Source organism: Blautia sp. BIOML-A1 (assembly GCF_009883055.1).
Classification (GTDB): domain Bacteria; phylum Bacillota; class Clostridia; order Lachnospirales; family Lachnospiraceae; genus Blautia_A.
The window spans coordinates 21,610-47,919 of the sequence record NZ_WWVR01000004.1 but is presented as its reverse complement, the minus strand read 5'-3'; the positions used below and the strand labels follow the sequence as shown (position 1 = coordinate 47,919).

23 protein-coding genes and 1 pseudogene are annotated in these 26,310 nt (G+C 46.5%); 6 read left to right on the top strand and 18 right to left on the bottom strand.

Annotated features, from left to right (window positions below; all coding sequences use genetic code 11):
- Positions 1-165 precede the first annotated feature (165 nt).
- The 5 genes from GT674_RS17610 to GT674_RS03335 all read right to left on the bottom strand — a co-directional run bounded on the left by GT674_RS17610 (position 166) and on the right by GT674_RS03335 (position 4,786).
- Positions 166-288, bottom strand: coding sequence for a hypothetical protein (locus tag GT674_RS17610; RefSeq protein WP_264475360.1), 123 nt, complete (start codon positions 286-288; stop codon positions 166-168).
- Complete coding sequence (locus tag GT674_RS03350; RefSeq protein ID WP_161284415.1) at positions 289-1,128, bottom strand: TPM domain-containing protein; 840 nt, start codon at positions 1,126-1,128, stop codon at positions 289-291.
- Entirely contained in the window at positions 1,129-2,229 is a 1,101-nt protein-coding gene (locus GT674_RS03345) for a hypothetical protein (RefSeq protein ID WP_227239683.1), read from the bottom strand.
- Positions 2,230-2,248: 19 nt separating this feature from the next.
- A complete protein-coding gene (locus tag GT674_RS03340; RefSeq protein ID WP_161284414.1) occupies positions 2,249-3,463 on the bottom strand; it encodes an SPFH domain-containing protein in 1,215 nt (404 codons plus the stop codon).
- Between the two features lie 78 nt (positions 3,464-3,541).
- Entirely contained in the window at positions 3,542-4,786 is a 1,245-nt protein-coding gene (locus GT674_RS03335) for a DUF1015 domain-containing protein (protein ID WP_161284413.1), read from the bottom strand.
- Positions 4,787-5,022: 236 nt separating this feature from the next.
- Between GT674_RS03335 and dpaL the strand changes: the two genes are divergently transcribed.
- From dpaL to GT674_RS03305, 6 genes are all read left to right on the top strand, one after another.
- A complete protein-coding gene (dpaL, locus tag GT674_RS03330; protein ID WP_161284412.1) occupies positions 5,023-6,252 on the top strand; it encodes a diaminopropionate ammonia-lyase in 1,230 nt (409 codons plus the stop codon).
- 60 nt (positions 6,253-6,312) lie between these two features.
- Positions 6,313-7,623 (top strand): YgeY family selenium metabolism-linked hydrolase, encoded by a 1,311-nt coding sequence (locus GT674_RS03325; RefSeq protein WP_161284411.1) that lies wholly within the window; start codon positions 6,313-6,315, stop codon positions 7,621-7,623.
- A gap of 408 nt (positions 7,624-8,031) precedes the next feature.
- On the top strand, positions 8,032-9,225 hold the full coding sequence (gene ygeW / locus GT674_RS03320) for a knotted carbamoyltransferase YgeW (RefSeq protein WP_161284410.1): 1,194 nt from the start codon (positions 8,032-8,034) through the stop codon (positions 9,223-9,225).
- Between the two features lie 182 nt (positions 9,226-9,407).
- Positions 9,408-10,352: a carbamate kinase gene (arcC, locus tag GT674_RS03315; RefSeq protein ID WP_161284409.1), complete on the top strand. Its 945-nt coding sequence runs from the start codon at positions 9,408-9,410 to the stop codon at positions 10,350-10,352.
- Between the two features lie 272 nt (positions 10,353-10,624).
- Entirely contained in the window at positions 10,625-10,924 is a 300-nt protein-coding gene (locus GT674_RS03310; RefSeq protein ID WP_161284408.1) for a BMC domain-containing protein, read from the top strand.
- A 39-nt stretch (positions 10,925-10,963) separates the two neighbouring features.
- Positions 10,964-11,287: a BMC domain-containing protein gene (locus tag GT674_RS03305; protein WP_161284407.1), complete on the top strand. Its 324-nt coding sequence runs from the start codon at positions 10,964-10,966 to the stop codon at positions 11,285-11,287.
- A 124-nt stretch (positions 11,288-11,411) separates the two neighbouring features.
- Here GT674_RS03305 and yqeC read toward each other — a convergent pair whose 3' ends face one another.
- From yqeC to GT674_RS03240, 13 genes and pseudogenes are all read right to left on the bottom strand, one after another.
- On the bottom strand, positions 11,412-12,695 hold the full coding sequence (yqeC, locus tag GT674_RS03300) for a selenium cofactor biosynthesis protein YqeC (protein ID WP_243149047.1): 1,284 nt from the start codon (positions 12,693-12,695) through the stop codon (positions 11,412-11,414).
- The gene (gene yqeB / locus GT674_RS03295; RefSeq protein WP_161284405.1) at positions 12,695-13,498 is read right to left on the bottom strand and encodes a selenium-dependent molybdenum cofactor biosynthesis protein YqeB; all 804 of its coding nucleotides are present in this window, start codon (positions 13,496-13,498) and stop codon (positions 12,695-12,697) included. The genes yqeC and yqeB overlap by 1 nt, the downstream gene beginning before the upstream one ends.
- Before the next feature lie 4 nt (positions 13,499-13,502).
- Positions 13,503-13,991 (bottom strand): xanthine dehydrogenase subunit XdhC, encoded by a 489-nt coding sequence (gene xdhC / locus GT674_RS03290; protein WP_161284404.1) that lies wholly within the window; start codon positions 13,989-13,991, stop codon positions 13,503-13,505.
- On the bottom strand, positions 13,988-14,893 hold the full coding sequence (gene xdhB / locus GT674_RS03285) for a xanthine dehydrogenase subunit XdhB (RefSeq protein WP_161284403.1): 906 nt from the start codon (positions 14,891-14,893) through the stop codon (positions 13,988-13,990). Before xdhB ends, xdhC begins: the two co-directional genes overlap by 4 nt.
- A gap of 23 nt (positions 14,894-14,916) precedes the next feature.
- Entirely contained in the window at positions 14,917-17,208 is a 2,292-nt protein-coding gene (gene xdhA, locus GT674_RS03280) for a xanthine dehydrogenase subunit XdhA (protein WP_161284402.1), read from the bottom strand.
- A gap of 286 nt (positions 17,209-17,494) precedes the next feature.
- A complete protein-coding gene (locus GT674_RS03275; protein WP_161284401.1) occupies positions 17,495-17,986 on the bottom strand; it encodes a 4Fe-4S binding protein in 492 nt (163 codons plus the stop codon).
- 2 nt (positions 17,987-17,988) lie between these two features.
- The gene (xdh, locus tag GT674_RS03270; RefSeq protein ID WP_161284400.1) at positions 17,989-20,571 is read right to left on the bottom strand and encodes a selenium-dependent xanthine dehydrogenase; all 2,583 of its coding nucleotides are present in this window, start codon (positions 20,569-20,571) and stop codon (positions 17,989-17,991) included.
- Positions 20,572-21,027: 456 nt separating this feature from the next.
- A pseudogene (locus GT674_RS03265) lies at positions 21,028-22,404 on the bottom strand (selenate reductase); the annotation flags it as partial.
- A 40-nt stretch (positions 22,405-22,444) separates the two neighbouring features.
- Positions 22,445-23,776 carry a putative aminohydrolase SsnA gene (ssnA, locus tag GT674_RS03260; protein ID WP_161284398.1) on the bottom strand — a complete coding sequence of 444 codons (1,332 nt, stop codon included), beginning with the start codon at positions 23,774-23,776 and terminating at the stop codon, positions 22,445-22,447.
- A 234-nt stretch (positions 23,777-24,010) separates the two neighbouring features.
- A complete protein-coding gene (locus GT674_RS03255; protein WP_161284397.1) occupies positions 24,011-24,616 on the bottom strand; it encodes a histidine phosphatase family protein in 606 nt (201 codons plus the stop codon).
- Positions 24,609-24,989 (bottom strand): bifunctional adenosylcobinamide kinase/adenosylcobinamide-phosphate guanylyltransferase, encoded by a 381-nt coding sequence (locus tag GT674_RS03250; RefSeq protein ID WP_161284396.1) that lies wholly within the window; start codon positions 24,987-24,989, stop codon positions 24,609-24,611. Before GT674_RS03250 ends, GT674_RS03255 begins: the two co-directional genes overlap by 8 nt.
- A gap of 11 nt (positions 24,990-25,000) precedes the next feature.
- Positions 25,001-25,777 carry an adenosylcobinamide-GDP ribazoletransferase gene (gene cobS, locus GT674_RS03245; protein ID WP_161284395.1) on the bottom strand — a complete coding sequence of 259 codons (777 nt, stop codon included), beginning with the start codon at positions 25,775-25,777 and terminating at the stop codon, positions 25,001-25,003.
- On the bottom strand, positions 25,758-26,309 hold the full coding sequence (locus GT674_RS03240) for a bifunctional adenosylcobinamide kinase/adenosylcobinamide-phosphate guanylyltransferase (RefSeq protein ID WP_161284394.1): 552 nt from the start codon (positions 26,307-26,309) through the stop codon (positions 25,758-25,760). The genes cobS and GT674_RS03240 overlap by 20 nt, the downstream gene beginning before the upstream one ends.
- Position 26,310: the final 1 nt, after the last annotated feature.

Below are 26,310 nucleotides of genomic sequence, written 5' to 3'. Positions count from 1 at the left end.
TGAATTATATCATACACGCATCAAAATACAATCTCTCATTTCTTCAACAAATACGTATATTTTTTCATGTTTTTTGTGCATTTTCCCCAGTTATTGTATTTTTATTTGTACATTGTCGGATTTTTGACAAGTTTTTTCTCTGTTTGTTGTGCATTTTATTGCATTTTAGATATGTATAACATTTTTTGAAATATTTCCTGCAGCCCATATCTTTCCAAAATGTTTTGCATACTCAAAAAGCAGCCCTTCACGGACTGCTTTTTGAACATCTTCGTTTATTATTTCCAATCAGTAATCACTGCTCGATCCAGAAAAGCTCTCTCCTCCACTGGAGAAACTTCCGGAACTTCCATCATTATTATCATCCTTCTTTGGTTTGGCACTCTGACTGACAGTACTGTACAAAAACAGATCTTTCTGTTCATGAAGTTCCAATCCGCCATCCGCGGTGTAGGCATCTGCATCTGTCTGCTGCACTCTTGTTTTCATTTTGCGAAACTGCCTCCAGGTCATAAGCCCTGTCGGGATTGCCATAATCAGGAAGCACAGGAACAGATCTGACAGAAAAATCCCTGCAAAAGAGCTCTCCTGCATATCCAGCGGACGTACCTTCCTGCCTTCACTGATTCTGTCAAGACCACTTCTCAGATTACGGATCAGCGACTGATAGCCGCCCACCGGATCATCTGCCTTGAGATACACTTTGCAGTTATCTAGCATTTCATCCTGCACACTCGTTGAGAAATCCTTCTGTGTGTCTCCTCGAAATACAATCGTGATATTTCTGGTATCCGGCTGATGAAAAATACACATTCCCTCATGCGTATCACCATAGCCAATGTCGTTTTCCTGCATAAACTCTGCCGCATACTGTCTGTAATCTTCCTCCTCACCGATATCAGGTGAGATCAGCAGTACTGCATCATATCCGTATTCGTCATAAATATCTGCCAGTTCCTGGTTCAGCTGTGTCTGCTCTGTCTCATCCAGAAGCCCGTAATCATCAAATACCCAGGAAATCTCTTCTGTGTCTGCCGTATCCGTCTCCGGGGATGCAGACACAGAAAACGGCATCATAAGCCCCAGACACAAAAGAATTACTGTCAGCATCCATCCCATTCTTCTCATCTACATCACCCCCAGTAATCGCAGAAGTGTAACTGCTGCCACCGCCAGAACGGTCAGTGGAATGTGATGCCTGAACCAGTATTTAACTGCCAGCTTCCCGGCAACAGGAAGGTCACCGATCAGATGCCCTGTCTGTCCATTCATTGCAAAGGAATAATTTTTGCCATTCCACTTTGTATTCAGGAACCAGACCGGGAACAGTGCATACTTAACCTTACCTTTTCCGGTTACGGTGATCTTCTCCTGTTTGGGTACCACTGTCGCATATCCATAAACTGTCTTTTCGAAGCTGTCTTTGACACTCTTCTCCATTCGTTCATAGACACGTTCCGTGAGATCATCCGGTTCCTGGTCATATTTGTCCGCCAGATAACCGGAAAGATAGGAAAAATCGAACTCTGTCAGATCCTTGTAATCATACGGCTCGATCGCTTCCATTGTCGTATCATCAATAGTCCTGGAACCATCTACGGGAATTTTTTCAAATTTCATCTTCCCGGAACGGACAACATGATAGAATTTGGTTTCTGTATATGTATAATCCTCATCATCCCAGATACGGGTCCTGGTCGCTTCGTAGCGGAAACGGCCCGCCGTATCCAGATCAAACAGCCAGAATGGAACATACACTGCCTTTATCTCTTCCAGATGGTTCTGCTCCTTAAATATCTTTGGGAGCAGAGGCTTTCCCTCGTAATGCTTCTTAAGTGCTTCAACAGCTTCTTTCTTAGATTTTTGGAACGGAATGATATAATCCGGGCGGTAACTGTCTTTGAACTGCTCCGGCATGATCATCGGATTATCGCAATAAGGACACACCGTAGCTCCTGTTGTCTTTTCTGCCAGAATCTCAGCACCGCAGGAGGGGCAGCTCCAGACAGCCATATTTGCCTTCTCGTCCGACTGCCACTGCTCCGGCTCAAATCCCTCCCAGTGATCTCCCTTCACTTCCTTTACGTCTTCGGCCTGTTCCTCGATCTTATCCAGTTCATCCAGTGAATACGTCTTCCCGCAGTATTCACATTTCATCTTCTGTGATTTACTGTCAAAGGCAAGGCCCGCCGAACAGTTTGGACATTTATAATTTAAAGTATCGGACATAAACCTGTGCCCCTTTCTCTTATGGTCTCGGTTTGCCGCATTCGGAACAGAATTTACCTGTATTCACTGTTCCGCAGCTACAGGTCCATGGTCCTGCCGGACGCGGACTTCCACATTCAGAACAGAATTTGCCTGTATTCACCGTTCCGCAGCTACAGGTCCACTCTGCCTGCGGCACTGGTGCTGGTGCTGACGGCTGCATTGGCTGTGCCTGGGCAGCCTGCTGCTGTCCCATGGTAAAAAGGTTTTGTGCATTCGCACCTCCGACATTCGCTGCCATATTCATTGCCGCAAAAGCCATCGCAGGCCCTGTCTTTTCGTTTGAGGCAGCAGACTGCATCGCACTCGCCTGGGCACCGACCATCTGTGCTGCCGCCATTGTAGGATTTCGGAAGACAGCATTTCTCTGCAGTTCCTTGATCATAGCTTCGTCTTCCTCGGAAGCTTTCACGCTGGATACACCAAGAGAGACGATGCGGATTCCTCTGAGATTATCCCATTTATCAGAGAGTACTTTATTTAATACGTCAGAAAGTTCCTGTGTATGTCCCGGAAGTGCACTGTATCGGATTCCCATCTCTGAAATTTTTGCAAAAGCAGGCTGCAGAGCTGTCATAAGTTCGCTCTTGAGCTGTCCGTCAATCTCTTCTCTGGTATAATCCTGCTCCACATTACCACATACATTTGTATAGAAAAGAACCGGATTGGCAATCTGATAACTGTATTCTCCGAAGCATCTGATCGTAATATCCATATCCAGACCGATATTCATATCCACCACGCGGAACGGAACCGGATTTGGTGTACCGTATTTGTTTCCGACAAGCTCCTTGGTATTGATAAAATAAACTCTCTGATCCTTCGGTGGTTCTCCGCCAAAGGTAAAACGCTTGCCAACCTGCTGGAAAGCTGCCTTGACACCGGCTCCCAGTCCTCCGCAGAAGATGGATGGCTCTGAGGAAGTATCATATGTATATTCTCCGGGTTCTGCACACACATCTACAACCTTGCCCTGCTCCACGATCAGCATACACTGTCCGTCATTGACTGCGATCACTGAACCATTTGAGATGATATTCTCAGAACCATGCTTATTCGATGACCTTCCGGATACCTTCTTGTGCGCCTTGGTCACCAGCACATCCGCCGGCATGGATTCACAGTAAAAATACTCTTTCCACTGGTCCGCCAGAACACCGCCTGCGGAACCTAAAGCTGCTTTGATCAGTCCCATAAAAAAGTCCTCCTCTTTTCTGTTTTATTTTGTTGATATAAATTGGTATTACTTATCCGACTTCTGTTTCAGGCTGTCTCAGGAAAGCTTATGAATAAAAAGGCCGCTTCGAAGCTTTGGCTCGAACCAGGTGGACTTCGGCGGCATCAACTTACCCTCGTCCGCGATCTGCATCAGATCTTCCATTGATGTCGGATACATGGCAAAAGCCACTCCATCTGTCTTATCTGCGATCTCTGCCAGTTCTCTGAGCTTATGACTTCCCCCCACGAAGCGGATCCTCTCATCTGTACGCGGATCCCTGATTCCAAGAATCGGGGAGAGAACTTTTTCCTGAAGGACGGAAACATCCAGCTGACCTACCACATCCTTCTTCGCATAAACATCCTCCCAGGCTTTAAGATGATACCAGTTTCCTCCGACATACATTCCCATACAGTGTTTCTCAACCGGCTTGCACGGAAATCCCGGCATGATCATCAATTCAAAATTAAATTTCAGACTCGCAACAAATGCATGCTCATCCATTCCGTTCAGATCACGGACCACTCTGTTATAAGAAAGAATCGTCAGCTGGTCATACGGAAATACTACAGAGAGGAAGTAGTTAAATTCCTCACTTCCGTCATAATCCGGATGTTCCTGTCTCCTCTTAAGTCCCACCTTGACTGCTGAGGCCGCTCTGTGATGTCCATCAGCTATATATACAGAAGGAATATTTCCAAACTGCTCTTTGATAAGCTTCTTCTCTGCTTCCCCATCAATCACCCAGACACGATGACCAATCTCATCCTCTGCTACAAAATCATAGACTGCATCGTGGGAAGCCTTCCAGTTCTCCATCAGATCAAGCAGCTCCTGCGGATATTTGCAGGCAAGGTAGATCGGGCCGGTATTGGCGTCGCACACATCTACATGGCGGATACGATCCTGCTCCTTATCCTCTCTGGTGAGTTCATGCTTCTTAACCACATCATTCAGATAATCATCAATAGAGCAACAGCCAACCAGACCTGTCTGTGTCCTGCCCTTACGCGTCAGTTCATAAATGTAGTAGCACGGTGTCTCGTCCTGGACCATAACTCCGTTTCTTTCCATATCTGCAAGGTTTTCTCTCGCTTTGTAATAAACCTTCGGATCATAAAGATCTGTGTTCTCCGGAAGATCCATCTCCGCACGGTCTACATGAAGGAAGGAATCCGGGTTCTGATCTCCAATCGCCTTCGCCTCTTCTCGTGTTACTACATCATATGGAAGTGCCGCTACCCGCGCCGCCTTGTCAGGGACTGGTCTGAGTGCACAAAATGCCTGAAAAATAGCCATGTCAATTCTCCTTTGTGCTTTAAAATTTCGTGTGTAAAATATAGGTTTATTTTATCATACACCTGCTTTTATTTCAATGAGCACCACTTTTTTTCTGAATCACTAACTTTTTTTGTAAAAACCTAAAAATTTTTGTATTTCCTATTGCAAAATCTCCAATTTATGATATGATAGAAGCATGAAAAGCAGGCAATAATTATGAGTTCAAAATAAATTTTTTAAGGAGGGTTTTTCTCATGACAGAAGGTTTAAAATGGACTGTCAATCACGTTGCCAAATCAGATGACAAGCATCTTGAGTTAATGTCCGAGGACAACGTGAAGAAAGCTAATGAATTTCACAAAAGTTTCCCGCAGTACACAGTAACTCCTCTTCAGGATCTTGCTGAACTGGCATCCTATCTGGGTGTTAAGAGCATCCACTGTAAGGATGAGTCCTATCGTTTCGGACTGAACGCTTTTAAGGTTCTTGGTGGTTCCTACGCAATGGGACGTTACATCGCCAAAGAAGTTGGTAAAGACATCAGCGAGCTTCCATATGCTGTCCTCTCTTCCGAAGAATTAAGAAAAGAATTCGGACAGGCCACCTTCTTCACAGCAACTGACGGAAACCACGGACGCGGAGTTGCATGGGCTGCCAACCGTCTTGGACAGAAAGCTGTTGTACGTATGCCGAAAGGAACAACCAAAACACGTTTTGACAACATCGCCAAAGAGGGCGCTACAGTTACGATCGAAGAAGTCAACTATGATGACTGCGTAAGAATGGCTGCCGCTGAAGCTGCAAAGACGGAGCATGGTATTATCGTTCAGGATACTGCCTGGGACGGATATGAAGAAATCCCATCATGGATCATGCAGGGATACGGAACTATGGTTATGGAAGCTGATCAGCAGCTTAAAGAAGCCGGAATCGATCATCCGACACATGTATTTGTTCAGGCAGGTGTTGGTTCCCTTGCCGGAGCTGTTGTAGGATATTTTGCTCACAAATACAAAGAAAACCCACCGGTTATGGTTGTCTGCGAAGCAAGTGCTGCTGACTGTCTGTATCGCTCCGCTATGAAAGAATCCGGTGAACTTGTTAACGTAGGCGGCGACCTCGAAACCATCATGGCAGGTCTTGCATGTGGCGAAGCGAACACTATCGGATGGGACATCCTCAGAAATCATGTTTCTGTATTCGCATCCTGCCCGGACTGGATGAGTGCAAAAGCAACCAGAATCTACGCTAATCCGCTCGGTAATGATCCTCGTATTGTTTCCGGTGAATCCGGATCTGTTCCGCTCGGTCTGTGCTACACCGCTCTTCATGATGAAGACGCAAAAGATCTCAAGGAAGCCCTGAAGCTGGATGAGAACTCCAACGTTCTTGTAATTTCCACAGAAGGTGACACCGATCCGGTACGCTACCGTGAAATCGTTTGGGATGGTCTCTACGGAACAGACAAATCCTTAAGCAAATAAAACAAGTATAAAACAACCAGGAACTCAAAAACTATTTTAATACATGGGAGGAACTTTAAAATGGATTACTGTAAAATCAAAGAAGCAGCTCAGAATTATCAGGAGGACATGACCCGATTCTTAAGAGCGATCGTTAAAAATCCTGGCGAAAGCTGCGACGAAAGAAAACACATCGAGACAATCGAAGCTGAAATGAAAAAACTGGGCTTTGACGAAGTTGTGATCGACCCACAGGGTAACGTAATCGGTTATATGGGAACCGGCGACAAGATCATCGCTTTCGACGCTCACATCGACACTGTTGGTATCGGTAATATCGAAAACTGGAACTTTGATCCATACGAAGGATACGAGACTGAAGAAGAGATCGGAGGACGTGGTGTATCTGACCAGTGCGGCGGTATCGTATCTGCTGTATACGGTGCAAAGATCATGAAAGACATGGATCTGATCCCGGAAGGCTGCAAGGTTATGGTAGTCGGAACTGTTCAGGAAGAAGACTGTGATGGTCTCTGCTGGCAGTACATCATCAACGAAGACAAGATCCGTCCGGAATTCGTAGTTTCCACAGAGCCTACAGACGGCGGTATCTACAGAGGACAGCGTGGACGTATGGAAATCCGCATCGATGTTAAGGGTGTTTCCTGCCACGGTTCCGCTCCGGAGCGTGGTGACAACGCAATCTACAAAATGGCTGACATTCTTCAGGACGTACGTTCCCTCAACGAGAACGACGATGCTGATGAGACAGAGATCAAAGGTCTTGTTAAAATGCTCAACCCGAAATTCAATCCGGACTGGGAAGAAGCTCGTTTCCTTGGACGCGGTACTGTAACCGTATCCCAGATCTTCTACACCTCTCCTAGCCGCTGTGCAGTAGCCGACTCCTGTGCAGTATCTCTTGACCGTCGTATGACATTCGGAGAAACATGGGAAAGCTGCCTGGATGAGATCCGTGCTCTTCCAAGCGTTCAGAAATATGGCGATGATGTTGTTGTATCCATGTACAACTATGACCGTCCGTCCTACACAGGATGCAAATACGAGATCGAATGCTACTTCCCGACATGGGCTATCCCGAAAGATCACAAAGTAACAAAAGCTCTTGAAGATGCTTACAAGAACCTGTACGGTGAAACCCGTCTTGGAAACGCTGAGACAGAAGAGATGAGAAAAGCCCGTCCACTTACTGACAAATGGACATTCTCCACAAACGGCGTATCCATCATGGGACGTAACGGAATTCCATGCATCGGCTTCGGACCTGGCGCAGAAGCTCAGGCACACGCTCCGAACGAGAAGACATGGAAGATCGACCTCGTAAGATGCGCTGCTGTTTACGCTGCTCTTCCTGCTTCTTATTGCAAGTAAACCTGCAAAGGGAGCGAAGCCCCGCTCCCTCTGCACACCCTTGGGGCTAAAAGCACAGTAGTAATACACTGTCAGATCAGAAAGTTATCGACTAGACTAATTACAAAACTAAAAAACTATAACCGCACTACCAGGAAGCTGTTGACTGGAGGCTGTGTATATACCGTGTGCACTTTTACAGATATCACAGCACAATGTGGCGAATAAATATTTCATAAGGAGATGATCTGAGACGGCCGGTACTTAGGGATTGTTTTTTAATCCCTTATGTACCGCTGCCAGTCGAAGTAAGTGCAAACGCGTCTCCGTTGAAATATTTGATTCGGACACATGTCATATATATTTGATTACCGCACACGTCCCACATACACATCAGTCATACACTTCCCATATAAAAAGGAGAAAAACATGAAAACTTTACAGGATTACATCGACAAACTCAACAGCTTAAACTTCAAAGAAATGTACAACAACGACTTCTTCTGGACATGGGACAAAACAGACGAAGAACTCGAAGCAGTATTCACAGTAGCTGATGCTCTCCGTTTCATGAGAGAAAACAATATCTCCACTAAAGTATTCGAGAGCGGCCTTGGAATCTCCATCTTCCGTGACAACTCCACACGTACCCGCTTCTCTTTCGCTTCTGCCTGCAACCTGCTTGGCCTTGAAGTTCAGGATCTCGACGAGAAAAAATCCCAGATCGCTCATGGCGAAACTGTTCGTGAAACAGCTAACATGGTATCCTTCATGGCTGATGTAATCGGTATCCGTGATGATATGTACATCGGTAAAGGACATGCTTACCAGAAAGAATTCATGGACGCAGTTACAGAAGGAAACAACGATGGTATCCTTGAGCAGAGACCTACTCTTGTAAACCTTCAGTGCGACGTTGACCATCCGACACAGTGTATGGCTGATATGCTTCATATCATCCACGAATTCGGCGGTGTTGAAAACCTTAAAGGCAAAAAACTTGCTATGACATGGGCTTACTCTCCATCTTATGGCAAACCACTCTCCGTTCCGCAGGGCGTTATCGGTCTGATGACACGTTTCGGTATGGACGTTGTTCTGGCTCATCCGGAAGGATATGATGTAATGCCGGAAGTTGAAGAAATCGCTAAGAAGAACGCTGAAGCTACAGGCGGATCCTTCACAAAGACAAACAGCATGGAAGAAGCATTCAAAGATGCTGATATCGTATATCCAAAGAGCTGGGCTCCATTTGCAGCTATGGAAAAACGTACAAACCTGTATGCTGACGGTGACTTCGACGGAATCGACAAACTGGAAAAAGAACTTCTTGCTCAGAACGCAGAGCACAAAGACTGGGCTTGCACAGAAGAGCTTATGAAGACAACAAAAGACGGAAAAGCTCTGTATCTGCACTGCCTGCCGGCTGACATCACTGGTGTAAGCTGTGAGACAGGTGAGGTTGATGCATCCGTATTCGATCGTTACAGAATCCCGCTTTACAAAGAAGCAAGCTTCAAACCATATGTGATCGCAGCTATGATCATGCTCTCCAAATTCGAAAAACCACAGGATATCCTGAAAAAACTGGAAGTAAAAGCTGCTCCGAGAATTTTCGAATAAAATACAGGTTGTTTACAACGCCAGGCTATAAATATGAGAAGGTTCTTTCTCATATGAAATAAACAGATTAGGAGCCCTGCGGATATGTTCTGCAAGGCTCTTTCTGTTTTCCAATATATGAGACTATTTCTTGTTTTTTCTTATATTGTTTGTTAATTTATGTATTTCAGGAGGTTTTTACAATGTATAAAAGAAAAAGAATCGTCATTGCTCTCGGCGGAAATGCACTGGGCAACACTCTTCCGGAACAGATGCAGGCAGTAAAAACTACAGCAAAAGCACTGTGTGACCTCATTGAAGAAGGCCATCAGGTAGTTGTAGTTCACGGAAACGGACCACAGGTTGGTATGATCAACAATGCCATGGCTGCTCTTTCCAGAGAAGATGAAAATCAGCCAAATACACCTCTCTCCGTCTGTGTTGCCATGAGCCAGGCCTATATCGGATATGACCTGCAGAATGCACTCCGTGAAGAACTTCGCAAACGCGGATTTATGCGTACACCGGTTGTTACTGTTGTCACACAGGTACGTGTAGACGAAAACGACCCTGCTTTCCAGAACCCAAGCAAGCCAATCGGTCACTTTATGACAAAAGAACAGGCTGAACATGCCGAAAAAGCATATGGCTATGTCATGAAAGAAGATGCAGGACGCGGTTACCGCCGTGTTGTTGCTTCTCCGAAACCGGTTGAGATCGTTGAACAGGATGCGATCAACAGTCTTGTCGATGCAAACAAGATTGTAATCTGCTGCGGCGGCGGCGGAATCCCAGTTACTCTTCAGGGAGACCATCTCAAAGGTGCTTCTGCCGTTATCGACAAAGATTTTGCAAGCTGTCTGCTTGCCAAGGAACTGGATGCAGACATGTTGATCATCCTCACCGCTGTTGAAAAGGTTGCCGTAAACTTCGGCAAGGAAAACGAGAAATGGCTGGACGACATGACTGTAGAAGAAGCTCAGAAATATGTCGAGGAAGGTCAGTTCGCACCAGGCTCCATGCTCCCTAAGGTACAGGCTGCCATGGACTTCGCTTCCTCCAAACCAGAACGCACAGCTATGATCACGCTTCTCGAAAAAGCAAAAGACGGTATCCAGGGCAAAACCGGTACCAAGATTCATATTTAATCCAAAAGGCCAGCGGCCACAGAAGCATTTCCCCTCCAGTCCATTGCTTCTGTGGCCGTTTTGACTTCACCAGAAAAGACTCCCGATTCTGTATATTTCAAAAATCAACACAAATACAGTATTTTTGTTTTATTTTTAATCACAAAACCACACGATAATTAAGAGAAAAACCACAAAAAACATATTTCGACTTGTTTTTTGTCAGGAAAGCAGGTATAATAGATGGTAGCAAATCGAAACAGAACATTCCTTTTAGAATGGATGGAGGTATTATGGGCGAGAATTATAATGGCATGGCAGTAGGGATTTTTGAACTCGACAGTTTTGCTGCCTGCTTCGTAGCACTGGATGCTGCTTCCAAAGCAGCAAATGTAAGGATTCAGAACATTGAGCGTAACCGTCTTGGTGCAGGTGCCTGCGTGAAGATGCGTGGTTCTGTCTCTGATGTAAATGCCGCAATGGATGCTGCTCTCCACACTGCAGAACCAATTGCCAAGATTGTTTCCCACACGGTGATCGCATCCCCGGCTCATGACACAGAACCGGCAATGTACATGACCGCAAATAAGTAATATGATCGTTAAATACTATAATGAAATGAGGATTCTGTTATGAGATATGGAGCATTTGGATTAGTGGAAGTTGTCGGAAGCAGCAATGCAGTGATCGTGATCGACCAGATGCTGAAGACCGCCGATGTATCCTTCCTTACCTGGAACGGTAAATGCGGCGGACACGAAACTGTTTTTATGACCGGCGATGTATCCGCAGTTACTGCTGCTGTACAGGCAGTTAAGGAAAACCCGCCATGTGAGATTATTTTTTCAGCTGTGATCTCCAACCCTTCCGAGGAGACAGTACGTCTTGCTGAGGAGGACGCTGAGAAACACGGATTTATTAAAAAACCGGCAAAGAAGACCGGGGCAAAGAAATAAGAATTACATAAGAAAAGACCATGTAAGAGGCTTGCAGTATATGTTTAAATTTCGGAACATTCTGCACTTTTACATGGTCTTTTTATATCCTTACGGTCGCTGAGATTTCAACGATCCCGATTTTTCATAGCGTGTCTATGTCTACAAGCTCTCTTGCATCTTTAATCTCAAGGTACACCACATCGTCAGGATGTCTGTTTATGATCTGTTTGCCGCCTTTGTCTCCTGTAATCTTCATCAGTTCCTGATAATATTTCCGGGAGAAAATGCAGGGGTTTCCGGTTTTGTTGTTAAGGATGGTACAGGCCATTCCTTTTTGTTCTGATTGGAATTTGTACACCAGGTTAACGATGGTCTCTGCAGTGAGCCAGGGCTGGTCGGATACAGTAAAAAGGCATGCCGATGATTCCTTTGCGGCGACAAGTCCGATCTGCATGGAGGAGGATATACCACGTTCCGGGTGTGGATTAATCAGAACCTGGGCTCCTGATTCTTGTGCTTTGGATGCAATCTCTTCGTACTGGGTAACAACTATGATCTCACAGTTTTTAAATTCCCTGGCTGCTGTCTGAAGCTTCTTAAGTGTCCGCAGATACATCGGCACTCCATCAATTTCGTACAGCAATTTGTTGGAGCCGAAACGGCGGCTGTTTCCTGCAGCAAGCATAATAAGTGAAAGATCAAAGGTATGATGATATTCTTTCTTTTTAAGGCTTCCCCAGGCTGTGTAAACTCCGTATTCTTCCAATGTTCCTGCAATATACTCTGCTATGTTATCTTTTCCCGAAAGATCCGCTTTATTCAGCAGGATTCGATATTTTCGCTCACCCACGCATTTCCTCAGTGCTTCTTCAGAAACTGCGATTTTCACGATATCATCTTCTGCAACTGTCTCTTCCATTCCTTTTCTGAGGAAAGCTGCGACTTTCTCCGGCCTGTGGCAGGTCTTCCGGATCGGCTCTCCGAGTGCATCCATACCAACGACTCCGATGACCAGATCCACAAACTCTGGGATCACCGGTTCCCACTCTCCCGGTACCTTGAGCGGCAGACGTTTTGCCCCGTCTGCCTCGATCAGAAGAACATCACACAGCCTCTTAATTTTCGGCAATTTCTCTTCCGGAAGACAGCCGATTTTTCCTTTGCTGCGATTCAGACCAGCTGCCACAGTATAGCCGAAATTCTTCAGTTGATCACAGATCTTATCTGTATCTCCATCTTCCGCAAACGGGCGGTCAGGTTCATAAGCCATATGTGTGGTCGTTGTCACGATCACCTTTTTTCCACCGGCAACAAATTCTTCCATCAACCGAAAAATCAGGCTTGTCTTGCCGCCACCGCCGACTACAGCGATTACAGAAGTTGTCTCTGCATCGATTGCCAATGCTTCCAGAAGGTTTTTTTGCATCACGGCAGAACTCCGTTCGCCAGCAATACTTCCACTACGCTTCCGGCAATGCAGCGGGCCTTGTCTGAGATGGTATTGCAGTTTTTCTTCTGTTCCCTGCGCGGATCGATATCCGCAATCTTCATTCCCTCCGGCACCTTATAGCCATCACGGAGGATGCCCCGGAGCACTCCTGTCAGAGAGGCTCTCACCGGTGTTTCATCGACCATCGCAATGATCTGCTCTTTTTGTACAATATCACCGATCTCGGAGTAGTTATGCATGTTCCCTGCTGCCGGGGAGTGGATCACACGCTCTTTGCCATATCCGGCGATCACACCGGGAACTCCTGTATTTGGTGCTGCCGGTCCTGCGGAGATAATTCTTGCAAGATCATGACCTCTCTGCGTTTCTATAACAAAATCTACGTCCTTTCCGGCTTCAAATCCCGGTCCCAGAGCCACGGTAAGAGGAGCCATCTCTCTTGTCGTTCCGAGATTTTTTTTGGCGAGGATCGCATCGATCAGTGCATCCGGTCTTAGTTCTCTCACTGTCTCTCCACTCTCATCGATGAGAACCGGAATCTCGCCATTGTCCCAGACGTTCTGGCATTCGCTGACCTCCGTGATCCGTCTTCCTGTCACGCCTTCCACGCAGGATGTACCATCGTAGACCGCCTCTCCAAAGGAAACCTCTCTGCGGATCGCACTTGGCCTTCTGCATTCCAGCACCAGCACCTGATATCCACATCTGTACAGTCTGTGAATCACCCCGCTGGCAAGATCACCTCCGCCGCGGACGATTAATTTTGTTTTATGTTCCATGTTTTTATATTCCCTTCTCTGCATTCTCATGCATAACTTTTTCTACCGCATTGACAATATTCTGGTAACCGGTACAGCGGCAGAGATTTCCGGACATTTTTTTACGGATTTCTTCTCTGGTCAGTTCTTTTCCCTGCTCAAGAAGCACCGTCGCGGACATGATAAATCCCGGTGTACAGAAACCGCACTGAATGGCACCTTCTTCGATAAAGGCTTCCTGAATCCTGGTGATCTCACCGTTTTTTTCCAGCCCTTCCAGAGTGCGAATGTTTTTGCCCTCTGCCCAGACAGCAAGATAAATACAGGAATCTATGGTTTCGCCATCTATAATGACCGTACAGGCACCACACTCGCCCACCTCACAGCCTTTTTTTACCGAAGTAAGACCCAGACGGTTTCTCAGCATATCGAGAAGTGATTCTCTCGGATCGACGTATTCTGCCACTTCTTTTCCGTTTACAGTACATTCTACCAGTACTTTCTCTCTTTTCATGCTTCCTCACCTCCCTGATCTTTCGCAGGTACACCTGCAAGTTTTACCGTTTGGATCAGTGCCCGGCGTGCGATCTCTCCGCCAATCTGAAGCCTGAAATCCCTCGATGCTCTCCAGGAATCTCTTGGATGGATTTCTTTTCGGATACTGTCTTCCAGCTTCTGATATAACTCCTCTCCAGGCTTCTGCCCCTTAAGCAGTTCCTCAGTTTCCACACAGCGGTACGGAACCGGTGCAGCTACACCAAAGGTGATACGCACATCTTCCAGGATATTTTTGGCAGAATCTATCCTGCTGACTACGCTGCAGCTTAAAGTTGCGATATCCATAGCATTCCTCATCGAATACTTGATGTAATGTCCGTGATATCCCTCATACTCGGCACGCGGAATGATCACATGCGTCAGGACCTCTCCCGGATGAAGGTCAACACGTCCCGGTCCGAGATAAAACTCTCTGACCGGCACTGTCCTTCCTCCCTCGGCATTAGCTATCTTAAGAAGAGCATTATAGGAAAAAACCGTCGGCACACTGTCAGCACTGACCGCGCCATTGCAGATATTTCCTCCGATCGTACCTATGTTTCGGATCTGCGGACCTCCGACCTGATCTACCGCTTCCCCAAGCACAGGAATACACTCCTGAATAACAGGGTCTGCCGTAATATGAGAAAATACAGTTCCTGCACCTATATAAATATCTCCGGAATCTTTCTTTTCGACTCCTTTGATTTCTTCAATGTCACGGATCGACACCAGGGAGGAACCTGCCATTTTTCCCTCACGGATCTTGATCAGAACATCACTTCCTCCCGAGATGATTCTTGCATCCGGATGTTCTGTAAGAAGCGCTATGGCTTCTGAAACGGATTTTGCGTTATAATAATTTTCAATATCATACATAGCAAGCTTTCTCCTCTCAGATATTATCTGCTGTCCGCTGCGATCAGCCCATGTTTCCGAAAACCATCGATCAGTTTCTGCGGTGTCAGTGGATTCTCGTTGAATGCAATTCCTGTCGCATGCAGGACAGCATTTCGGATTGCCGGTGCACACGGAATTGCCGGCGGCTCACCTAAGGCCTTATTTCCATATGGTCCGATCGGATCATTCAGTTCCACAAAATCTACTTTGATCTCCGGAGTATCGAGCATGGTCATCATCTTGTAGTCCAGAAGATTTCCATTCAGCGGACGTCCCGTCTTCTCATCCAGGAGCAGCTGCTCGCTGATGCCATATCCCATACCCATGGACATACCGCCCTGCACCTGCATCTCGGCAAGCTGTGGATTTATAAGTTTCCCGCTGTCATGCACATTGATGATATGAAGGATCTTAATCTTTCCGAGTTTAAGATCTACCTCAACCTCTGCAAAACAGCAGCCGGTCGCAATGGTATTTCTTTTCACCTGTTCCGAGACTTCTGCGGTCAGCACAGAGGAATTCGTCAGGCTGTAATAACTCTCCTCTGCCAGTGCTGAAAGAGAGATCGCTCTCTCCCCTCCTGCCCAGATCCAGTTATCCCTAAGCTCAAGTTCTGTGGTATCAATGTCCGGAAGCAGTGTTTTGGCATAGGCGAGGATCTTATCACGGAGGATCTCTGCACAATGACGGACTGCCGTTCCTGTCACAAACGTCTGTCTGGACGCATATGCACCGGTATCAAATGGCGAAATATCCGTATCCTGCGTGGACATGATATGTACATGCTCCATATCTGTCTGAAGTGTTTCTGCAACCATCTGGGAGAATACGGTATCTGCTCCCTGTCCGATCTCTGTGGCTCCAAGGATCACCTGCACGCTTCCATCCTGGTTCAGCGAAAGTCTTGCTCCTGATATTTCCAGAGAGATCGGCCAGACACCTGTCTTATAAGAGAACAGTGCCATACCGACACCTCTTCGGATAGACCCGCTCTGACCGGCATATTCTTTGCGTTTTTCATCCCAGCGAATATAGTCTGCGCCTTTTTTGAGGCATTCAAATATACCGTTTGAATTTGCCGCGATCGGTTTCAGATAAATATCTTCATAATAGCCCCGGATCAGGTTTTTACGACGAAATTCGAGGGGATCCATATGAATCGCATTTGCAACATCATCCATAAAGCATTCTATCGCAAAGCATACCTGAGGTATTCCATATCCGCGCATTGCACCGGCAACCGGTGTATTGGTGTAGACCGTATAGGCTTCTCCCCGGATGTTCGGACAGGCATACTGCAGACGCCAGGAGGTCAGTCCGTTCGCTGCGATCGCATGACCATGAGAGGCATAAGCACCCTGATTCGAGTAAGAATGCATATCCTTGGCAAGAAGCCTGCCCTCCTTATCCACACCCGCTGCAAGATCAAATTCGATGGAATGACGGGTTCTGGTGTTGCAGAAGGTTTCTTCCCTGCTGATATCCAGTTTGACCGGTCTGCCGCCCACCTGCGTGGTCAAAAAGGCATTCAGAGGCTCATAGAGAACATCCTGCTTATTTCCGAAACCGCCTCCGATGTATGGCTTGATCACACGAACACGGCCCCACGGAATTCCCAGTGCCTGGCCGATCACTCGACGGACGATATGAGGAATCTGTGTGGAAGTCACTACCACAACCCTGCCTTTTTCCATGTAGGCATAGGAGATCGGATTCTCAATATGACAGTGCTGAACAATCGGTGTCTTATAAGTTCCACGCACGATCGTTTCAGATTCTTTCATTCCTTTCTCCACATCCCCGACCATATAATTGGAACGTGCCAGTACATTGTCTTTCTTATCGAAGTGGATCGGCGGATTACTTCCCTGCATGGATTTTCGGGGATGGATCTCTACCGGATATTCCTCATATTCTACCCGGATCAGTTTCAATGCCCGTGATGCCGTGATCTCATCCTCTGCAATAACTGCTGCAATATCATCTCCATAATAACGCACCCGGCCTGTAAGAAGATTTCTGTCTGCCACATCCTGATGTGCCGGCTCTACTGACCATGGATGTCCCGGTGTCGGATAACAATGATCCGGTACGTCTTTGAAGGTCACAACCTTCACGACACCCTCCAGCGCTTCTGCCGCTTTTGTGTCAATAGAGGTTACGATACCATTTCCGATAGATGCATGCAGTATTTTTGCAGTCAGACACCCCTGCGGTATCAGATCCTCTGTAAATTTGGCTCTGCCGGTCACCTTTTCATACGCGTCTACACGCGGAACGCTTTTTCCTATCATAACCTTTCACCTGCCCTCATTTTATTCACAAATCAGAAGCTTTTCCCCTGTTTTCTGAAAAATCAGCTGCTATAAAAAGAGCCGGTTGAGTTCCAAGAAACTTCTCTGTTCCCCTCTGAACTCACGTCCGGCTCCGAACCATGCTATTTTCCACTTCAGGTATTCTGTTTATCAGGATTACTGTTTATTTCATTCACAGCAACCTATCAGATACTCTGATTGTAACATATTCTACAGCATGTTTGCAATCTCTTTTGATAATTTTCAGACTTTTATATCTTAGTATTTACCGTACAGGCGTAAAGATTCCCCGCTGATCATGGATCACGCCACGCGGGCATTTTACAGAACACATACCACAGCTTAAGCAGAGCTCCTCATCTATCACTGCACAATTGTCCGTTACTCCGACTGCTCCTGCAGTACAGGTTTTCTCACAGATCCCGCATCCTATACAGCTTACTTCACACTGCTTTTTCGCCTCTGCCCCCTTACTCTTGTTGGAGCATTTGACTACAATATAGTTTGCACATTCATGGATATGAATGATCTGCTGCGGACAGGCTTTGACACATTTTTTGCAGGCGATACATTTGGATTCATCCACTTCTGCCACTCCATACTCATTGATGGAGATTGCATCTAATTTACATGCTTCGACACAGGCACCACAGCCGATACAGCCGTCACTGCAGCCTGTTTCTCCTTTCACCGCCCTGCATCCACCGTTACAGGCTACAAGGGCTGCCCTGTATGGAAATTTCTTTTTGACTGCCATAATCAACCCTTCCTTTCGTATGGTGTACCGGCAAGCGGAAGCTCATATCTGCGGATTCCATCATATCTGAAATATGCATCAGCAATGGCCGGTGCTGTCGGGATCGACGTGATCTCACCGATACCAATTGCTCCACAGGCCACATTCAGTCCCGGCTTGTCAACAACGATCGCTTTGATCTTCGGAACCTCATGGGAACGGAACAGTCCAAGAGAACCATACTTCTGTATTGGTTTACAGTTTTCGTCGATCGGATACTGTTCTCTCAGTGCAAATCCCATGGACATAACAACTCCGCCCTCGATCTGACCCTCACAGGACAATGGATTGACAGCCTTGCCTACATCATGTGCGGCAACCAGTTGCTCCAGTTTACCGGTTTTCGGATCCAGAATGCACATCTGTGTCGCATATCCATATGCCACATGAGATACCGGATTTGGTACATTTGCTCCAAGCGGATCTGTCTTTGCCAGATACTCTCCGTAATATACGATTCCCTTCATATCCTTAAGCTCTTTGCCCTTTCGCCGGTCTTCCATCAGTTTCTCACAGGCTCTTCGGCAGGCCTCTCCTGTGATCATAGTCTGTCTGGAACCGGAAGTTGTTCCGGAATCTGGAGCGATCCAGGTATTGCTTCTCTCATATACGATATCCTCATGCGTAAGATCCGTGTTTGTAACCACCATCTGCACAAGAACCGTTCCAAGTCCCTGACCGATACAGGATGCTCCGGAATAGATATGCAGCTTCTCATCATCCTCGACGATCAGCTTCACGCGGCCCGTATCCGGGATACCAACACCTACACCGGCATTTTTCATGGCACAGCCGATTCCGACTGGTTTTCCTGCTGCCATTGCAGCATCATAGTCTTCCTTAACTGCTTCCAGTGTCTCAATAAGTCCGGTCGATTCATCTACGATCTGCCCATTCGGAAGAACCTCTCCCGGACGGATCGCATTACGATAACGAATCTCCCACGGTGTGATGCCAACTTTGTCGGCCATCATATTCAGGAGAGTTTCTGTCGCAAAACAGGTCTGTGTTACACCAAATCCACGGAAAGCTCCTGCCGGTGGATTGTTTGTATAGTACGCGGTTCCCTCAATCTCAAAATTTTCATAATGGTACGGACCTGCCGCATGAGTGCATGCACGTTCCAGTACCGGACCGCCCAGTGAAGCAAAAGCTCCTGTATCTGAAACTACTACTGCTTTTACTCCCATAATATTTCCGTCCTCATCACATCCCATGGTCATATCCATGGAGAACGGATGGCGTTTCGGATGAACAAGGAGGGATTCTGCTCTGGTCAGTTTCATCTTCACAGGTTTCTTCGTTACATAGGTGAGAAGAGATGCCAGATGCTGCACTGTCATATCTTCCTTACCGCCAAAACCGCCGCCTACCAGTGCATTCTGAACTTTTACTTTGTCAGTTCCAAGAAGCAGCGAGCATTCATGGAGTGTCTGATGTGCAGACTGATCTGTAGAATAAACAAAAATATCTCCATCTTCATCATAGAAAGCCACTGCACATTCCGGCTCCAGAAACGCATGCTCCGTCCAGGGTGTCTCAAAATGCTTTGAGAGCACATGTCTTGCATTTCGGATTGCTTCCTCTGCATTTCCTCTGCTGATGTGTTTATGTGCACAGATATTGTTTTCTTCTTCGTCAAAAACCTTTGGTGCATCCGGTGCAGCTGCTTGTGTGGTCGTATGCACATGAGGAAGTACTTCGTACTCTACCTTGATAAGCTTCACAGCCTTTTCTGCCGTTTCACGGTCTTTGGCCGCCACCAGTGCAATCGCATCGCCAAGATAATGCACAAGACCGCCAACCGGGATCAGCGTATACTGGTCATGCTTCAGATGACCGATTTTATTTTCTCCCGGAATATCTTCTGCTGTCACCACTGCTTCCACGCCCGGAAAAGCTTTTGCTTTAGACGTGTCAACGGAAAGAACCCTTGCACGTGCATATTTACTTCTGAGAGCCACGCCGTGAAGCATTCCATCCAGATAATAATCATCCGGATATTTTCCATAACCCAGAACTTTCTCTTCTACATCGATCCTTGCTACGCAGTTTCCAAGTGTCCAGTTCGAATCTCCGTCATCCGGAAGCTCACCTGATCTTAAAATCTTTGCAGCCAGACGAACAGCATCCATGATCTTTACATATCCTGTACAGCGGCAATAGTTATTGCGCAGTGCATATCGGATCTCATCATCGGAAGGTTCCATATTTTCGTCAAGAAGTGCTTTCGTACACATTACCATTCCAGGAATGCAGAATCCACACTGAACTGCTCCGGCCTTTCCATATGCATAGGTGTATACCTTTGCCTCCCATTCTGTCAGGCCTTCTACTGTTATGATTTCTTTCCCATTCAGAGAGTCGGTATCCGGGACACATGCCTTGCAGGTTTTTCCATCGATGATCACTGTACAGGCTCCACATGCTCCCTCACTGCATCCGTCTTTTACAGATGTCAGATGAAGCTCATCTCTTAAGAATCTTATGAGCTTCTGATTTTTTTCCGGGCAGACACTCTGCCCGTTTACTTTAAATACTGCCATAGTGGATTCTCCTTTCCTGTTCTGACGGGTATCAGCCTCCGTCAGCCCTAAGGCAGAAACGGAAGCTGAAATCCCCTGGTATTACCCTAACAGGTAAGCATATTTATTGATTACGGCACAGATAAGCTTTGACAGTCCCTCCGTCAGGATGCCGGATGGCTGATCTGCCTTTACAGTTTCTTCTTTATCTGCAACTCTTACTCTGACTTCTTTCTTCTCTGCATCAAGTACGACAAAGCCGTTGTTTGTACTGTCCTTCATGTCCTCTTCTGTCGCAAATAATGTAAATTTGTCTTTGTATGGTGCTCCTGCATACTGGCAGAAAGAACGACAGTTGCCGCACTCATTGCACATATAATCGACATGAAGGATCTGCAGAAGTTCCATCTCCGGTACTTCGATCAGAACATTCGCACGGTTCGGACATACATCCACGCAGTTTCCGCAGACACGTCTATGTGCTGTAAATTCTTTGTTTTCCGGTGCATCTTTCTTTTTAAGGCAGTCAAGAAGCGGAGATTTCTCTTCCATTCTCTTTCCGGCTTTCTTTGTACCCTTTTTGTAGTTTGCGTTTCCAAGTGCGTCTGCTGCCAGCTTCTTCACTTCTTCTACATTGACCTTTCCACCCTTTTCGGTCTGGCATTCATCTGCCTTTTCTGCGATACGGGTCATCCATTTATAGCCGCCCGGTTTGAGAAGAACGGTTGCCACTGTAACTGGCCAGATGCCGCAGCCCACGATCTGATCAATGTTCTTCTGATCTGCACCGCCTGAGAAGGACATCGGAAGTTCTCCGTCAAAGGATTCTGCAAGACGTGCAGCTACTGTGATAGAAAGCGGGAACAGTGCCTTACCGGACATGTACATCTCTTCTCCCGGAAGTTCCTGTCTCTTGATATCCACCGGGAAGGTATTGGTCAGTTTCACACCGAAGGAAAGTCCTTCCTGTGCAGCCACTTCTTTGAGGCGTCTAAGCATCGGAACTGCGTCCTCATACTGTAGATCGTCCTTGAAATGGAAATCTGTAAATGCCATATAATCATATCCAAGATCATCCATTGCCTTACGCACAAACTCATATCCAAGAAGCGTCGGATTGCATTTTACATAGGTGTTGATGTGTTTTTCCCGAAGGAGATACATAACGATGTTCTCAATCTCCTGTGGAGGACATCCATGCATGGTAGAAAGTGTAATGGAATTACAGATTTCGGATGGAATAGCCTCGATATCCTCTCTGGTCACATGTTCAAAGAGAGCGATATGCTCAAGAAGCCATGTCCTGCATTCTCTGAAAATCTCTGTATCACGGGCATCCTTCATTCCCTCAATAAAATCATCAATCTTCTTATCCTTGATTCCTTCAAGATTGTATCCACAGGACATATTGAACTGGAATCCATCCGGGCTTCCAAGTCCGAATTCTTTGGAGATTACATGAAGTGCCATCCATCCCTTGATATACTCTTCCATCGCCTGTGGAACATAAAGCTCTGTGGACCATTCGCAGTTATATGCCTCATCTTCTGCCACGATACATGGCTTCGGAATACATGCGGAGAGCTCCGGTCCATCCATCTTCTGTACCGTCTTTAACTCAAAAAATCTAGCTCCTGCATAGTAAGCTGCCACAAGATTCTGTGCAAGCTGTGTATGCGGTCCGGCTGCCGGTCCTACCGGATTCTCCAGTTTTCGTCCAAAAATCTCTGTTGTCTTTTCCAGATCTGCCACATATGCCTTCTGAATACCAAAAACCTGTCCCGTTGCCTTATGTTCTGCCAATATCCATTCCATTAACTGTCCAAATGGAATACTTTTCATAATATCACTCATAGTTATCTTCTCCCTGTAACTTCACAATACGAAATAATTGTCAGCTGTTGATATCATCTGCGAGTTCCTTTGCAGCCTGACGGCAGTCCGCCATGACCTTTGCCTCATCACATACAAGAACTTCACGGTCTTTCATAAGAATCTTTCCGTTACAGATGGTCGTCTGTACCATGGCACCGTTTACTCCAAACAGCAGATGGCTGTTGATATTGCCCTCATGCATAGGTGTCAGCGGATCATAGTCCACTACGATCACATCTGCCGCCGCGCCTTCTCTGAGAACGCCGAGTTCTTTCTTAAAGTAGCGGTTTGCAATCTTCGCATTTCCTTCAAAAAGCATCTGCGGAACTTCGCCCCATGCAGCATTCGGATCACAGAGATGATGCTTGTGAAGAATATTGGCCACCTTCCAGGATTCCATCATATCATGGGTATAGCCGTCTGTTCCAAGTCCGGTAAGGATTCCCTTATGTACCAGTTCCATGGTAGGCGGACATCCGCAGGCATTTCCCATATTGGATTCCGGATTGTGTACGACCATGGTATCTGTCTCTTTGATCAGATCCATCTCATGTTCATTGATATAGATACAGTGTCCAAGCAGAGTCTTCGGACCAAGGATATCCCAGTCATACAGTCTGTCTACAATTCGTTTGCTGTGTTCCTTAAGGCACTGATGAAGATCATAGATTCCCTCTGCCACATGGATATGATAGCCGACACCTTCCGGCTTCAGTTCCCTGCACAATGCCATTGTCTCATCTGAAATCGTAAAGGAAGCATGCATTCCCATCATGGCTGCCAGCATATCACTGTCATCCTGCTGTGCATATCTGATAAAATCGACATTCTCCATCACGGATTCCTTTGACTTCTCCATCCCGTCTCTGTCTGAGATCTCATAGCACAGACAGGTACGGACACCAAGATCCTTCGCAGCCTCCTCGATCTGATGCAGAGAGCCTGTGATATGTCCGAAACTGGCATGATGATCAAAGACCGTTGTCACACCATTTTTGATCGAATCAATGTAGGTCGCATATGCAGAGAGCTTCGTCTGCTCCAGAGTAAGATGACGGTCGATATTCCACCACATACCATCCAGAATATCCAGAAATCCCTGTGGGTTATATCCGTTTACGCTTAATCCTCTGGCAAATGCACTGTAAATATGCTCATGTGCATTGATAAATGCCGGCATGATAAGTCCACCCCGTGCATCTACAAACTCTGCATCCGGAAATGCTTTCTTTACTTCATCTGTTGTCCCCACCATCTTGATGGTGCCTCCATCCATTGCGACTGCTCCATTCTCAATCAGTGCACAGGATGCATCCCTTGTGATCATTCTTCCGTTTCCAACAATCAGCATGAAAATTTCCCTCCTTATCTTGTGAATTTGTCCCAACGTATAACGTTTATTATCTACACGATTTAGATATTTTATACTATTACTCTAACATACTTTTTTCGTTATTTCAACTATAATATGCAAAATATTTTTTTATATCAAAATCTTTTTGTATATTTCTGTATTTGCACATATACACAAACAGCGACGGAATCCACTGCTCCGTCGCTGTTGTTCTTATCATATCCTCTGTTTTTATTCCAATGATGGATCAATTTTTCTGACACGCCGAAACTTTTTTGCAGTCTTTTGCCACTGCTCCGGTTCCAGTTCCACCTCATAGCCACAGCCATTTCCGACATGCCATTCATAAAAAGCCTTCTCCGGAAGGGCATACGTCTCCATGATGTTCATGATCGTACCGCCGTGGACCACCAGAGCCGCTTCTGTAATTCCTTCATTTCCTAAGACTTCCAGAACCTCCTCAAAGCCTTTAAGATTTCTGGCCGCACATTCCTCCTTGCTCTCTCCTCCCGGGAAAGGAAGGGTTCCATTGCTGTCAATCCATTCCTGATAATGCGGATTGTCCGCCAGTTCTTTATAATTTTTGTTTTCAAATTCGCCAAAATCACATTCTGCAAGAAACTCTATAACTCTCTGCTCCTGGTCTCCAAACAAAATCCTCGCTGTTTCCCTGCAGCGCCTGAGAGGACTCACAAACAGCGCCTGCGCTCTGGGATATGTAACGTTTGAAAGAAGATTCCGTCCCTCTTCACAGAGAGGTTCGTCCGTCACACCAATGTATCTCTGGTGGCGGTTTCCCTCGGTCATCCCATGACGAATCAGCCATAACTTAAGCATCCTTGATCACCGTCCCAATTCCACAGACAACTCGCGTTACCCGGTGACTGTAATCTGCCAGCTTCGTACAGATCCTTCCCACCGCTTCACGGTAAGCTCTGTCAAATGCATCGATCGGCACAACACCATAGCCAACTTCATCAGATACAAGGATCACATCCGGATTTACACGGATCAGATCTTCGGCAAGCTGATCTACGCTTCTTCCTGCTTTCATTTCTTTTCGGATATACTCATGAAACCCCAGAACACCCTTTGCACAGGAAAGCATCTCCCAGTCTGCATCCGCTCCGTTTATCCAGTTCACCTGCGGGTATCTCTTCTCTGCCAGGGCACTTTTTCCCTGAAAAGCTCCTCCAATCATCATCTCCATAACCAACACTCCTACATCGGACAAACCACGGTCAGGACTGCCAGGACAAGCACCATCCATGCCTCACAGAGACACAGGAAATATCCCGACAGATCTCCGGTCGTTCCTCCAAAATATTTCATCGCCTTGTGTTTATAAAATATAAAGACAAGCACAGCAGTTACAAAAATTACCACGCCATAGACCGGCTGGATCAGGATCATTCCGACAGCCAGAAGCACAAGATACACAATCAGCGTATTTCTTACTGTTTTATCCTGTGCCTTGCGGGAAAATTCCGCCACCGTTCCGCCTGCGCTGGCTTTCGGCAGCATGATCACGCCAATTCCTGAAAAACATCTGGACACCATATATCCAAGCGCCAGGATCTCGATCGCTGTCCGGTTTCCGACAATCTGGCTGAACCCGCCATATAAAACCAGAAAATACACGCACGCTGTGATCACAGCAAACGCACCTGCATGAGAATCTTTAAGTATCTCCAGACGTTTTTCTCTGTCTCTCCAGGAGCTCAAAGCATCCGAGGTATCCAAAAGTCCATCCACATGGATTCCACCGGTCACAAAAACCGGCACCAGAATCAGCACCATTGCCATAAATCCTGTACCAAAGCCGAAGTACTCGCCCAGCCAGTTTACACCAAGTGTGAGTATGCCGGCTGCCGCTCCTACAAACGGAAAAAAGCACAGCATATACCGCATATTTTCTTCTGTCCATTCTGCCTGAGGCATGGGAATCTTGGAAAACATGGCAAATGCAATCTTAAAACTATTCCACAGACTCTTCACCGGAAGCGCCTCCTTTTTTCTTTTTGTGATAGATTGGAATTCCGTAAACCACTTCCACAACCTCATCCGCAAGCAGGGCAAGCTCCTGATTGATCTTCCCAAGATACTCCTGGTAGGTTCCGGTCTCCCCTTCATAGGAAACCGCCTCAGAAAAAATCTCATTTGTGACGATCACCAGATTTCCTGCCTGCTCGCGAAGAGACTTCACGCCTTTTTGGATTTCCTGAACCGTCCTCTCATGGGCACCATCTTCCTGGAACATCTCATTTGCCACAAGATTTGACATACATTCCAGAAGAACGGTACTTCCCTCCGGCACCCTCACCCGTTCAAGTCCGGTATAACATTCAATGGTCTCAAAGCCCTTTCCCTTACGCATATTCTGATGACGCTGTACTCTTTTTCTGCTTTCTTCGTCAAAAGGAAACATGGTAGCAATATAGATTCTCTCTGCTTCACCAAAAGCCACCACCTGATCTTCGGCAAATGCAGATTTCCCGCTCCCGCTTCCTCCCGTTACAAGAATCATCATC

Bases quoted from the DNA above. Each gene is read 5' to 3' on its own strand.
- GT674_RS03310 (WP_161284408.1), top strand. From the start codon at position 10,625: ATGGGCGAGAATTATAATGGCATGGCAGTAGGGATTTTTGAACTCGAC.
- arcC (WP_161284409.1), top strand. From the start codon at position 9,408: ATGTATAAAAGAAAAAGAATCGTCATTGCTCTCGGCGGAAATGCACTG.
- dpaL (WP_161284412.1), top strand. From the start codon at position 5,023: ATGACAGAAGGTTTAAAATGGACTGTCAATCACGTTGCCAAATCAGAT.
- GT674_RS03350 (WP_161284415.1), bottom strand. From the start codon at position 1,128: ATGAGAAGAATGGGATGGATGCTGACAGTAATTCTTTTGTGTCTGGGG.
- ygeW (WP_161284410.1), top strand. From the start codon at position 8,032: ATGAAAACTTTACAGGATTACATCGACAAACTCAACAGCTTAAACTTC.
- GT674_RS03345 (WP_227239683.1), bottom strand. From the start codon at position 2,229: ATGTCCGATACTTTAAATTATAAATGTCCAAACTGTTCGGCGGGCCTT.
- yqeB (WP_161284405.1), bottom strand. From the start codon at position 13,498: ATGGAACATAAAACAAAATTAATCGTCCGCGGCGGAGGTGATCTTGCC.
- GT674_RS03255 (WP_161284397.1), bottom strand. From the start codon at position 24,616: ATGCTTAAGTTATGGCTGATTCGTCATGGGATGACCGAGGGAAACCGC.
- xdhA (WP_161284402.1), bottom strand. From the start codon at position 17,208: ATGATAGGAAAAAGCGTTCCGCGTGTAGACGCGTATGAAAAGGTGACC.
- GT674_RS03325 (WP_161284411.1), top strand. From the start codon at position 6,313: ATGGATTACTGTAAAATCAAAGAAGCAGCTCAGAATTATCAGGAGGAC.
- GT674_RS03335 (WP_161284413.1), bottom strand. From the start codon at position 4,786: ATGGCTATTTTTCAGGCATTTTGTGCACTCAGACCAGTCCCTGACAAG.
- xdhB (WP_161284403.1), bottom strand. From the start codon at position 14,893: ATGTATGATATTGAAAATTATTATAACGCAAAATCCGTTTCAGAAGCC.
- GT674_RS03250 (WP_161284396.1), bottom strand. From the start codon at position 24,989: ATGGAGATGATGATTGGAGGAGCTTTTCAGGGAAAAAGTGCCCTGGCA.
- xdh (WP_161284400.1), bottom strand. From the start codon at position 20,571: ATGGCAGTATTTAAAGTAAACGGGCAGAGTGTCTGCCCGGAAAAAAAT.
- xdhC (WP_161284404.1), bottom strand. From the start codon at position 13,991: ATGAAAAGAGAGAAAGTACTGGTAGAATGTACTGTAAACGGAAAAGAA.
- yqeC (WP_243149047.1), bottom strand. From the start codon at position 12,695: ATGCAAAAAAACCTTCTGGAAGCATTGGCAATCGATGCAGAGACAACT.
- GT674_RS03275 (WP_161284401.1), bottom strand. From the start codon at position 17,986: ATGGCAGTCAAAAAGAAATTTCCATACAGGGCAGCCCTTGTAGCCTGT.
- ssnA (WP_161284398.1), bottom strand. From the start codon at position 23,776: ATGCTGATTGTTGGAAACGGAAGAATGATCACAAGGGATGCATCCTGT.
- GT674_RS03240 (WP_161284394.1), bottom strand. From the start codon at position 26,309: ATGATGATTCTTGTAACGGGAGGAAGCGGGAGCGGGAAATCTGCATTT.
- GT674_RS03305 (WP_161284407.1), top strand. From the start codon at position 10,964: ATGAGATATGGAGCATTTGGATTAGTGGAAGTTGTCGGAAGCAGCAAT.
- GT674_RS03340 (WP_161284414.1), bottom strand. From the start codon at position 3,463: ATGGGACTGATCAAAGCAGCTTTAGGTTCCGCAGGCGGTGTTCTGGCG.